8 protein-coding genes and 1 pseudogene are annotated in these 12,840 nt (G+C 40.0%); 8 read left to right on the forward strand and 1 reads right to left on the reverse strand.

The annotated features are described in order from the left end of the window. The first annotated feature begins 62 nt into the window (after positions 1 to 62). The 7 genes from DIZ30_RS07510 to rbfA all read left to right on the forward strand — a co-directional run bounded on the left by DIZ30_RS07510 (position 63) and on the right by rbfA (position 9,546). A complete protein-coding gene (locus DIZ30_RS07510) occupies positions 63 to 4,415 on the forward strand; it encodes a PolC-type DNA polymerase III (RefSeq protein WP_109023167.1) in 4,353 nt (1,450 codons plus the stop codon). A gap of 143 nt (positions 4,416 to 4,558) precedes the next feature. Next, positions 4,559 to 5,032, forward strand: a complete 474-nt coding sequence (gene rimP, locus DIZ30_RS07515) for a ribosome maturation factor RimP (protein ID WP_002326917.1) — start codon at positions 4,559 to 4,561, stop codon at positions 5,030 to 5,032. Positions 5,033 to 5,054: 22 nt separating this feature from the next. Next, positions 5,055 to 6,230 carry a transcription termination factor NusA gene (gene nusA / locus DIZ30_RS07520; protein WP_002319370.1) on the forward strand — a complete coding sequence of 392 codons (1,176 nt, stop codon included), beginning with the start codon at positions 5,055 to 5,057 and terminating at the stop codon, positions 6,228 to 6,230. Between the two features lie 21 nt (positions 6,231 to 6,251). After that, entirely contained in the window at positions 6,252 to 6,545 is a 294-nt protein-coding gene (rnpM, locus tag DIZ30_RS07525) for an RNase P modulator RnpM (protein WP_002288501.1), read from the forward strand. After that, positions 6,542 to 6,853, forward strand: a complete 312-nt coding sequence (locus DIZ30_RS07530; RefSeq protein WP_002288509.1) for a YlxQ-related RNA-binding protein — start codon at positions 6,542 to 6,544, stop codon at positions 6,851 to 6,853. The genes rnpM and DIZ30_RS07530 overlap by 4 nt, the downstream gene beginning before the upstream one ends. A 12-nt stretch (positions 6,854 to 6,865) precedes the next feature. Further along, on the forward strand, positions 6,866 to 9,172 hold the full coding sequence (infB, locus tag DIZ30_RS07535; RefSeq protein ID WP_002294141.1) for a translation initiation factor IF-2: 2,307 nt from the start codon (positions 6,866 to 6,868) through the stop codon (positions 9,170 to 9,172). Between the two features lie 26 nt (positions 9,173 to 9,198). Beyond that, the gene (rbfA, locus tag DIZ30_RS07540; RefSeq protein ID WP_002294142.1) at positions 9,199 to 9,546 is read left to right on the forward strand and encodes a 30S ribosome-binding factor RbfA; all 348 of its coding nucleotides are present in this window, start codon (positions 9,199 to 9,201) and stop codon (positions 9,544 to 9,546) included. Between the two features lie 156 nt (positions 9,547 to 9,702). Here the strand turns inward: rbfA and DIZ30_RS13680 are convergent. Beyond that, positions 9,703 to 10,159 (reverse strand): annotated as a pseudogene (locus DIZ30_RS13680) (sugar ABC transporter permease); the annotation flags it as partial. Positions 10,160 to 10,323: 164 nt separating this feature from the next. Here DIZ30_RS13680 and DIZ30_RS07550 point away from each other — a divergent pair. After that, entirely contained in the window at positions 10,324 to 12,687 is a 2,364-nt protein-coding gene (locus tag DIZ30_RS07550; protein WP_002326918.1) for a phosphoketolase, read from the forward strand. The last annotated feature ends 153 nt before the right edge of the window (positions 12,688 to 12,840 follow it).

Here is a 12,840-nt window from a genome sequence, read left to right on the forward strand (position 1 = left end):
GAAAAAGAAGAGGATAAGATGCGATCAATTGCATTGTTTCTCATCAGAAAGGGCGTATATCTTTGTCAGAAAAACGAGATTTATTTGAAAAACTGTTGGAACAAATCCAATTAGAGGAAGCAGAAAGAAATCATCCACTGCTTACTGCTGGTGAAATGGATAGTGTAGTGGTCCATCGTAAATCGCGTTTATGGGAATTTACGCTGCATTTTTCCAAAATTTTGCCTATTATGCTATATCGGTCATTAACTCAGCATCTGACTATCGCTTTTAAAGATATTGCACAAGTCAAACTGAATATCTTAGCAGATGACCAGACATTCGATGAACAGCTCTTGCAAGATTACTGGGTCCAAGCTTTGGAAAATCAGCAATGCGATACACCACTAGCACAGCAAGTATTGAAAACGCAGGTACCTGTGATAAAAGATCGTAAAGTCATCTTGCCAATCGACAGTACAGGAGCTATTTCTTATTTGAAGCAACAATACTTGCCATTAGTAGAAGAGTTGTTCGTCAGTTACGGATTCCCAAAATTTCGTATCGAACCAGAAGTGGATGAGCAGCAAGCGGAACGAGTATTGAAACTTTTTGAAGAACGCAAACAAGAACAGGCAGAAGCCTTTATGAAGCAAGCAGCTGAAAGTCTAGTTGTCCACGAACAAAAGAAAAAGGAAAGAAAAGAGCAATCGCCAGCTCTTGAAGGACCCATCCAGCTAGGACGAAATATTCCAGCCGATGAACCAACGACACCAATGATCAGTATCGTTGAAGAAGAACGAAGAGTCACACTTGAGGGGTACGTATTCGACAAAGAAGTCAGAGAACTACGTTCAAAACGCAAGATCTTGACTTTGAAAATCACAGATTATACTTCATCATTTATCGTCAAAAAATTCTCGAACGGCGAAAAAGATGAACAAGTATTTGATGCGATCAGTGTCGGTAGCTGGTTAAAGGTACGAGGAAGTATTCAAGAAGATACGTTTGTCCGTGATTTGGTCATGAATGCGCAAGATATCATAGAAGTCAAACATACACCTCGCAAAGATTATGCTCCTGAAGGGGAAAAACGAGTAGAGCTTCATGTTCATAGCAATATGAGTACGATGGATGCAACAAACAGCATCTCTGATCTTGTGGCACAAGCAGGGAAATGGGGGCACCGAGCTATCGCCATTACAGACCACGGTGGTGCGCAAGCCTTTCCGGAAGCACATAGTGCTGGAAAAAAAGCAGGTGTGAAAATCTTATACGGCGTGGAAGCGAATGTCGTAGATGATGGTGTCCCAATTGCTTATAATGATGCACATGAAGCATTGAGTGAAGCCACATATGTCGTATTTGACGTGGAAACGACAGGATTGTCTGCAGTATATGACACGATCATCGAGCTAGCCGCAGTCAAAATGTATAAAGGAAATGTAATCGAAAGCTTTGATGAATTTATCGATCCAGGACATCCCTTGTCACGAACAACGGTAGATCTGACTGGTATCACGGATGAAATGGTTCGAGGGTCAAAGTCGGAAGAAGAAGTATTGCGGATGTTCCTTGAATTTTCAAAAGATACAATTTTGGTAGCCCACAACGCGGCTTTTGATATGGGGTTCTTGAATACTAGCTACGCAAGGTATGGTATTCCTGAAGCGGCCAATCCAGTCATTGATACGTTGGAATTAGCTAGATATCTGTATCCTCAATTCAAACGTTTCGGATTAGGTGTGTTATCTAAAAAGTTTGGTGTCAGCTTGGAACAGCATCACCGAGCAATCTATGATGCTGAAGCAACTGGTCACTTAGCATGGATCTTTGTGAAAGAGGCAATGGACAATCATAACATGCTTTATCATGATCAGCTAAATGAGCATATCGGAGAAGGAGATTCTTACAAAAGGGCTCGACCTTTCCATGTAACGATTTTAGCAAAAAATCAGGCGGGACTGAAAGATTTGTTCAAACTGATTTCAATGTCGAATGTCGAATACTTCGAACGCGTCCCACGAATACCACGCTCCCAATTGAAAAAGATGCGTGAAAATCTATTGATCGGCTCAGCTTGTGATAAGGGAGAAATATTCGAAGCCATGATGCAAAAAGGGGTAGAAGAGGCAAGAAACCGAGCAAAATTCTACGATTATATTGAAGTTATGCCAAAAGCGGTCTATGCGCCTTTGATCGAGCAAGAATTGGTAAAAAATGAACATGATTTGGAAGAAATTATCCAAAATTTGGTAGAAATCGGAAAAAGTTTGGATAAAATCGTTGTTGCAACAGGTAATGTACATTATCTGAACGAAGAAGATGCCATTTATCGAAAAATTTTGATCAATTCTATGGGCGGAGCGAATCCGTTGAATCGTCATAGTTTGCCGGATGTCCATTTCCGAACAACCGATGAGATGCTAACTGCATTTCACTTTTTAGGGGAAGAAACAGCGAAAGAGATCGTAGTAGAAAATACGAATAAAATCGCAGATATCTGCGAAGAAGTGATTCCAGTCAAAGATGAACTTTATACACCGAAGATTCCAGGTTCAGAAGATGAAATATCAGAATTGAGTTACACAAAAGCAAAACAAATGTACGGAGATCCGTTACCTGAGATCATTCAAAAACGATTAGAAAAAGAGTTGAATTCTATTAATGGTAATGGCTTCTCGGTTATTTATCTGATCGCCCAAAAACTAGTGCATAAAAGTAATGAAGATGGCTATCTAGTAGGTTCACGTGGCTCTGTTGGCTCTAGCTTTGTTGCGACGATGACAGGAATCACTGAAGTTAATCCATTAGCCCCTCATTATTATTGTCCAGAGTGCCAATATTCCGAGTTTTTTGAAGATGGTACGTATGGTTCTGGATTTGACATGCCAGAAAAACAATGTCCAAAATGTGGTGCACGCTTAAACAAAGACGGTCATGATATTCCATTTGAGACATTTTTAGGATTCCATGGAGACAAAGTGCCCGATATTGATTTGAACTTCTCAGGTGATTATCAAGCAGAAGCCCATAACTATACGAAAGTATTGTTTGGCGAAGACTATGTTTACCGTGCCGGAACGATTGGTACAGTCGCCGACAAAACAGCATATGGCTATGTAAAAGGATACGAAAGGGACAATAATCTGCAGTTTCGAAGTGCAGAAGTCGACAGATTAGCAAAAGGCGCTACTGGAGTCAAACGGACAACCGGCCAGCATCCAGGGGGGATCATCGTTATTCCCGATTATATGGATGTCTATGATTTTACGCCGATCCAATATCCAGCAGACGATCAAAATTCGGAATGGAAAACGACTCATTTTGATTTCCACTCGATTCACGATAATGTATTGAAATTAGATATTCTAGGGCATGATGACCCAACTGTTATTCGGATGCTTCAAGATTTATCAGGGATCGATCCACAAACGATCCCTACGGATGACCCGGAAGTGATGCGGATATTTGCCGGTCCTGAAGTACTTGGAGTAAGTCAGGAACAAATTTATTCCAAAACAGGGACATTAGGTATTCCAGAATTCGGCACTCGTTTTGTTCGAGGGATGCTAGAAGAAACGCATCCTACAACTTTTGCAGAACTACTGCAAATTTCCGGACTATCTCATGGTACAGACGTATGGTTAGGAAATGCGGAAGAATTGATTCGACGAGGAGATGCGACACTGGCGGAAGTAATCGGCTGTCGTGATGATATTATGGTTTATTTGATCCATGCTGGATTAGATAGCGGGATGGCATTTAAAATCATGGAAACTGTTCGTAAAGGACAATGGAACAAGATCCCTGATGAATTGCGAGAAACCTATCTATCGGCGATGAAAGAAAATAATGTGCCCGACTGGTATATCGATTCTTGTTCAAAAATCAAATATATGTTTCCGAAAGCCCATGCTGCAGCTTACGTATTGATGGCTCTTCGTGTCGCTTATTTCAAGGTTTATTTCCCTATTTTGTATTACTGTGCATACTTTTCTGTACGTGCAGACGACTTTGATCTAGTCTCCATGTGCAAAGGAAAAGATGCTGTGAAACAAGCAATGAAAGAAATCACGGACAAAGGATTAGATGCTTCCGTAAAAGAAAAGAATCAACTGACAGTGCTGGAGTTAGCCAATGAAATGCTGGAACGAGGATTCAAATTTGGAATGATTGATTTGTATAAATCGGATGCCGTTAACTTTGTTATTGAAGGTGATACGTTGATCGCACCATTTAGAGCTGTCCCAAGTTTGGGAACCAACGTGGCAAAACAAATCGTTGAAGCAAGAAAAGACGGTCCATTTTTATCCAAAGAAGATCTTGCCACCCGCGGTAAAGTTTCAAAAACATTGATCGAATATATGAACGACAATGGCGTATTGAAAGATCTACCAGATGAAAATCAATTATCGTTATTCGATATGCTATAAGCATCTGTTTTCCTGTCTGCTTGTAATTTTAAGCAGAGTATGGTATAGTTCTTATAGGTAATGATACTAACTGTGAGTGAGCGGATTTTTCGCTCACTCTTTTTAATGGAATTACGCACTTAATTTTTAAGGAGGCGAAACTTTTGAGTAGCGTCGTTGAAACAGTCATAGAAATGGTGACACCGATTTTAGATGAACAAAATTTTGAACTTGTCGAAGTCGAATTTGTAAAAGAAGGAAAAAGCTGGTTCTTACGAGTATTTATTGACAAAGAAGGCGGTATCGATATCGAAGAATGCGCCTTTGTCAGTGAGAAACTGAGTGAAAAACTTGATGCAGCAGATCCAGATCCGATACCTCAAGCTTATTTCCTGGAGGTATCCTCCCCGGGAGCAGAGCGGCCATTGAAAAAAGAAAGCGACTATGAAAAGGCACTTGGTGATTATGTCCATGTCTCCTTATACCAACCAGTAGATGGCGAAAAACAATATGAAGGATTTCTTCAATCATTTGATGCTGAACAGCTTACATTGAAAATACGCATAAAAACACGAGAAAAAGAATTGACTTTTGACCGAAAAAATATTGCAAAAGCTCGCTTAGCTATCCAATTTTAATCACGGAGAGGAATCAGAAAAAATGAGTAAAGAAATGTTAAATGCGTTAGACGCTTTAGAAGCTGAAAAAGGGATCTCAAAAGAAATCGTGATCGATGCTTTAGAAGCAGCATTGGTTTCTGCATACAAACGTCACTATGGCCAAGCACAAAACGTCGAAGTGGAATTTGATCAGAAAAAAGGAAAGATCCATGTCTATGCGGTAAAAGAAGTAACGGAAGAAGTGATGGATTCACAGTTGGAAGTCTCATTGAAAGATGCACTTTTAATCAATCCAGCATATGAGATCGGTGATACGATCCGTTTTGAAGTAACACCAAAAGATTTTGGGCGGATCGCTGCGCAAACGGCTAAACAAGTTATTTTACAGCGTGTACGTGAAGCAGAAAGAACGATTATTTATAACGAATTCAGTGCTTATGAAAAAGACATCATGCAAGGAATCGTCGAACGCCAGGATAAACGTTATATTTATGTCAATCTTGGTAAAATTGAGGCAGTTCTTTCTAAACAAGATCAAATGCCAAATGAATTTTATCAACCACATGATCGAATCAAAGTTTATGTTTCCCGAGTAGAAAATACGTCTAAAGGTCCGCAAGTATTTGTTAGCCGCAGCCATCCAGACCTATTGCGTCGCTTATTTGAACAAGAAGTACCAGAAGTCTATGATGGAATCGTTGAAATTGTCAGCATCGCCCGTGAAGCTGGCGATCGTTCAAAAGTGGCAGTTCGCTCAAATGATCCAAATATCGATGCAGTCGGTACATGTGTCGGGCCAAAGGGACAACGAGTTCAAGCAATCGTCAATGAATTAAAAGGCGAAAACATGGATATCGTCGAATGGAATGAAGATCCAGCTGTATTCATTGCAAATGCATTGAATCCTGCACAAGTCATGGATGTGATCTTCGATGAGACAAATCCAAAGGCCTGCACAGTTGTCGTTCCAGACTACCAATTATCGCTAGCAATCGGTAAACGCGGACAAAATGCACGTTTAGCTGCTAAATTGACTAACCATAAAATCGATATCAAATCAGAATCTGACATGACGGAATTTTATGAAAATCAAGAACAACAAAAAGAAGCAGAAGAACTGCATGATGAAGCAATCGTTCAGTCAGATTTAACAGACGATGAATATGAAACAATTGCATTCAACAATGAAACGGTCGAAGAAAAACCAGAAGCTTAACTTTAGTAAGGAGGCAAAGAGATGAAACAAAGGAAAATTCCTTTACGCAAATCCGTGGTTTCAGGTGAAATGAAACCTAAAAAAGAGATGGTCCGAATCACCCGTTCAAAAGAAGGGGAAGTATCGATCGATCCAACTGGAAAAATGCCTGGACGAGGAGCGTATGTCTCACTTGAGCCGGAAGAAGTACAACAAGCTTGGGATAAAAAAATTCTCGATCGAGTACTCGAAACAACATTAACAGATGAGTTTTATCAAGAACTTCTTGACTATGTCACTCACCAAAAAGCACGTAAAGAGTTATTTGGAAAATGAATACAGTTAATCGGCAAAAAGCCATGAATCTCATCGGTCTAGCGATGCGCGCGGGAAAACTAATCACGGGTGAAGAACTGACCATTGCTGAAATCCGCAAACAAAAAGCAAAATTGGTGTTTGTGGCAACCGATGCAAGCGAGAATACAAGAAAAAAGATAAAAGATAAGAGTTCATATTATGAAGTTCCTTGCTTTGAGCTATTTTCTGAAGCAGAAATCACGCAGATGATCGGAAAACCTCGCAAGGTATTCGGAATAATGGATGCCGGATTTGCGAAGAAGACCAAGGAGCTAATTGAAGGTTAGGAAGGTGATTGCATGGGCAACAAAAGAATCTATGAATTAGCAAAAGAACTCAAAAAATCTAGTAAAGACGTCGTGGAAAAAGCACAACAACTTGGCATCGATGTGAAAAACCATATGGGTGCGATTACTAGCAGTGATGAGAAGAAATTGCAACAAGCGTTCAAAAACCCAAGCACGAAACAACAAGCTGCACAACAAGCAAGCAGAAAACCAGCCAATCAACAGCCGAACGATCAACGTAAAAAAGAAACAACGAACAATCAACAAAAAAATAAAAATAACCGCAGTTATCAAGATCGCGGTCAAGGGAGCGGTCAAGTGAATCAAGGAAAAAAACCAACAACAAACCAAAATAATACGGGAAATACCAGCAGCCAAAATCGTCAAGGAACGAGCCAAGGCGGCAATCAAAACCGTACTAACAATAACAACAAACCAAACAATAACAATCGCGGCAAATTTAATAATAATAACCGTAATCGTTATAATAAAAAAGGTAAAAAAGGCAAACAGCAACAATCAACTAAACCAGCTGTACCACCACGCAAATTCCGTGAATTGCCAGATGTATTAGAGTATACTGAAGGTATGAACGTAGCAGATATTGCGAAAAAAATTCATCGTGAGCCAGCAGAAATCATTAAAAAATTATTTATGCTTGGTGTTATGGTCAATCAAAACCAAGCACTGGATAAAGATACGATTGAACTGTTAGCGACGGATTATGGCATGGAACCACAAGAAAAAGTCCAAGTTGACATTGCTGATATCGATAAATTCTTCGAGGCAGAAGAAGTCGATCCAGATAAATTAGTCTCACGTCCGCCAGTAGTAACGATTATGGGACACGTAGACCACGGGAAAACAACCTTATTGGATACATTGCGCCATTCACGTGTAACAAGCGGCGAAGCCGGCGGAATCACACAGCATATCGGTGCCTACCAGATCGATATTGATGGTAAACCAATCACTTTCTTGGATACACCAGGACATGCGGCCTTTACAAGTATGCGTGCACGTGGAGCAAGTATCACAGATATCACGATCTTAGTTGTTGCTGCAGATGATGGCGTCATGCCACAAACAGTTGAAGCAATCAACCATGCCAAAGCTGCAGGCGTTCCAATCATCGTCGCTGTAAATAAAATTGATAAACCAGGTGCAAATCCTCAGCATGTTATGCAAGAATTAAGTGAGTATGAGTTAATTCCTGAAGCATGGGGTGGAGAAACGATTTTTGTTGAGATCTCAGCGAAATTCGGCCAAAACATCGAAGAATTGCTGGAAATGATCCTGTTAGTCGCAGAAGTAGAAGATTTAAAAGCAGATCCAACACAACGCGCAATCGGAACAGTGATCGAAGCACGTCTTGATAAAGGTAAAGGTCCTGTGTCAACCTTACTTGTCCAAGAAGGAACACTTCACGTTGGTGACCCAATCGTTGTCGGTAATACTTACGGACGTGTCCGTGTAATGACAAACGATCTTGGCCGTCGCGATAAAGAAGCAGGACCTGCAACGCCAGTAGAAATCACTGGCTTGAATGATGTACCTCAAGCAGGTGACCGTTTCGTAGTCTTCGAAGACGAAAAGACAGCACGTGCAGCGGGTGAAGAACGCGCAAAACGTGCATTATTGGAAAACCGTGCTGCCACAAGCCGTGTGACTTTGGACAACTTATTTGAAAGCCTGAAAGAAGGCGAATTGAAAGAAGTTAACGTAATCATCAAAGCAGATGTACAAGGTTCAGCAGAAGCACTGGCTGCATCATTGAAGAAGATTGATGTGGAAGGTGTCCGTGTAAAAATCGTCCATTCAGCTGTCGGAGCAATCAATGAAAGTGATGTAACCTTAGCAGCAGCCAGCAACGCTATTATCATCGGTTTCAACGTTCGTCCTACACCGCAGGCAAAAGTGCAAGCTGATACTGAAGAAGTCGATATTCGTCTTCACCGTATCATCTATAAAGCCATCGAAGAAATCGAAACTGCGATGAAAGGGATGCTAGACCCTGAATTTGAAGAAAAAATCACTGGTCAAATGATCGTTCGTGAAACCTTCAAAGTTTCTAAAGTTGGTACGATTGCAGGTGCCTATGTAACAGAAGGATATATTCGTAGAGATAGCGGTGTCCGTGTAATCCGTGACGGAATCGTAATCTATGAAGGACAACTTGCAAGTCTGAAACGATTCAAAGATGACGTGAAAGAAGTCAAAATGGGTTATGAATGTGGTGCAATGATTGAAAAATTCAATGACATCAAAGTAGATGACGTAATTGAAGGATTTATCATGGAAGAAGTCAAAAATGACTAAAAACTGATAAAAGGAGGCCAATCATTATGGCTAACTACCGTGATCGCCGAGTCGGTCAAGAAATCTTAAAAGAAGTCAATGATATTTTGCGCAAAAAGGTCCGTGACCCTCGTGTGGAGAACGTAACGATCACAGATGTGAAAGTTACGGGGGACTTACAGCAAGCAACGATCTATTACAGCATTTTATCTGACTTAGCATCAGATAAGAAAAAAGCACAAGATGGATTGAATAAAGCATCAGGATTGATTCGTCGAGAATTAGGGCACAATCTAAGTATTTATAAGACACCTGAATTGTTCTTTGAACTTGATGAATCAGTTGTCTATGGCAACCATATCGATGAATTGCTTCGCGACTTGAACAAAGACTAATCAAAAAATCCCGCAAATCCTGTGAAATCAGGGGTTGCGGGATTTTTTTGTTTTCATTAAGACGTATTACCTAAGAGTTCCATGACTTTAGTCTGGTAGCGTGTCAGCTAACCAAAAAAGAGAAAAAGAAAAGTAAAAAATTCGACTTTCTTTTTTCTAGTAGTATATAAATTTTTGCATATAGATAAAGATCAAGATACCGATAACGGAAGCTAGATTGTAATCTATTTTAGTGACAGTCAGGTATAGCCAAGTAACTAGAAGATCAGTGGAACCTGCACCATAAAAGTTTGAGTTTGTCGGTCCGTTGACAGTTAAAAGAAAAATCACGTTGAAGTTATTGATATTTCCGATTACGCCGCTTCGATTTCGTCACGATCCAAATTTTGGATAATCCCTGTAGAAATTAGCATAGTAGCTGGGATACCAATTCACATATTGACAAAGATAACAGAGACTTTTACATAAAACGGATCAATCAGGAAAGGAATTGCTCGATCCAGCCCCAGTTTTCCAACAATGTGTTAACTGGCCTAGCGTCATTCAGCAAATTATGCATGATGAGGAGCGAAATGAACTGCGGAACAGCCATTGTGATAACGACAAGTTTTTTGGATCAATGTAAAAAACGTCAGCGAAAGGAAAAATTTCGTGGTTTTTTATACCTGTTCATTTGGCTAGATATAAAATCCAAACAAATGAACAGAAGTGCTTATTAGGTTTCAATTGGGAGTATCTGCGCTAGAATAAGAGTAATAATGAAAAGGAGTGTTATGTATGGATTATTCTAGTAAAGAATACTTTGATAAAATGACGGCTTGGTGGCGTGCTGCTAATTATCTTTCTGTTGGGCAACTTTATCTTAAAGATAACCCCTTACTGAGACGTACACTGAAACCAGAAGATGTCAAAAAACATCCAATCGGTCATTGGGGAACGATTCCTGGCCAAAATTTTATTTATGTCCATTTGAACCGAGTCATCAATAAATATGATTTGAACATGTTTTATATCGAAGGGCCAGGACACGGTGGACAAGTCATGGTATCGAATGCTTATTTAGATGGAAGTTACACAGAGATCTATCCAGAAGTAACGGAAGATGAGACAGGAATGCAAAAATTATTCAAACGATTTTCATTTCCTGGAGGCATTGCTTCTCATGCAGCACCAGAAACACCAGGTTCTATCCATGAAGGCGGAGAGCTTGGATACTCTCTTTCACATGCAGTCGGAGCTGTATTAGACAATCCTGAAGTAATCTCTGCTGTCGTGATTGGTGATGGTGAAGCAGAAACCGGTCCTTTAGCTGGAAGCTGGTTCTCAAATGTCTTTATCAATCCAGTGATAGATGGAGCTGTTTTACCGATCCTTCATTTAAATGGTGCAAAAATAGCCAACCCAACGATCTTGGCACGTAAATCAGATGGAGAATTAGCAAATTACTTTAACGGACTTGGCTGGGAACCTTTCTTTATTGAAGGAAATGATCCAGAAAAATTAAATCCTGTTATGGCTGAAAAAATGGATCAAGCAATCGAGAAAATCAAATCCATCCAAAAAGAAGCTCGCCTGAAGACAGCAACAGATGTCGTGATGCCAAAATGGCCAGTATTGATCGTACGCACACCAAAAGGATGGACCGGTCCAAAAGAATGGGACGGGGAACCAATTGAAGGAACCTTCCGAGCACACCAAGTACCGATTCCTGTAGATCAAGAACATATGGATCATGCAGATGCTTTACTCCGTTGGCTGAAATCCTATGAACCAGAAAAATTATTTGATGCACAAGGACGTATTTTAGAAGAAATCAGAGAAATCGCGCCTACTGGTGACCAAAGAATGGCAAAAAATCCTATCACCAATGGTGGAATCGATCCAAAACCGCTTATTATGCCAGATTGGAAAAAATATACTTTGCAATTTGAAAAACCAGGCTCCATTAAAGCAGAAGATATGACCGAACTTGGTAAATTCGTTCGCGAGATCATTGAGAAAAATCCAGAAAATTTTCGTATATTTGGACCAGATGAAACAAAATCAAACCGATTGAATCAAGTTTTCAAAACGACAAATCGCCAATGGATGGAAAAAATCGAACCAGAAAATGATGAATGGCTTTCGCCATCTGGTCGCGTCATCGACAGTCAATTATCGGAACACCAAGATGAAGGGTTCTTAGAAGGGTACGTTCTGACTGGACGGCATGGTTTTTTTGCAAGTTACGAATCATTCTTGCGAGTGGTTGATTCTATGTTGACTCAGCACTTCAAATGGATGCGGAAATCACATGACCTTTCTTGGCGAAATGATTATCCTTCGCTAAATCTCATTGCAAGCTCAACAGTCTTCCAGCAAGATCACAATGGATATAGCCACCAAGATCCAGGAATATTGACACATTTGGCAGAAAAGAAGGCGGAGTTCATCCGTGAATATCTGCCTGCGGATGCAAATACATTGCTCGCAGTCATGGATAAAGCATTCCGCTCGTCAGAAAAAATCAATTTGATCATCTCTTCCAAACATCCGCGTGCTCAATTTTACTCAGCAGAAGAAGCAGCCGTCTTAGTGAATGAAGGCTTGAAAATCATTGATTGGGCTTCGACAGCAAAAGAGGAGGAACCTGAATTGGTCATTGCTGCTGCAGGAACGGAATCTAACTTAGAAGCATTAGCAGCTGCAACTTTGCTGCTGGAAGAATTCCCAAAACTAAAAATTCGGTTCATTAATGTCGTAGATTTATTGAAATTACGTCATCCAAGTCAAGATCCGCGTGGGTTGAGCGATGAAGAATTTGATCAATATTTTACAAAAGACAAACCGATCTTATTTGCTTTCCACGGTTATGAAACATTGGTCCGCACGATTTTCTTTGATCGTCATAACCATCATTTAATGATTCATGGCTACAAAGAAAATGGAGATATCACGACACCATTTGACATGCGTGTAGTAAATGAACTTGATCGTTATCATTTGGCAAAAGACGCAGCTTTAAAAATCAAAGGAAGTCAAGCAGAAGATTTTGCGGAAAAAATGGATCAGAAATTACAAGAACATCAAAACTATATTCGTGAAAATGGTATTGATCTGCCAGAAGTATTGGATTGGAAATGGAAAAATCTTGATCAATAAAATGATAAAATCGATCCCGCAAAACAGAATTTTTTACATTGATTAAGAAACTGAAAAAAATATGATTTGTCAAATTAAGCTAGAATAAAATGCTTCTTGTACATAGCTCAAAAATATTTCGATTGGTGTTCTGTAATTCAATGATTTTCTTGG

Source organism: Enterococcus sp. H57 (genome assembly GCF_003112495.1).
Lineage (GTDB): Bacteria > Bacillota > Bacilli > Lactobacillales > Enterococcaceae > Enterococcus_B > Enterococcus_B faecium.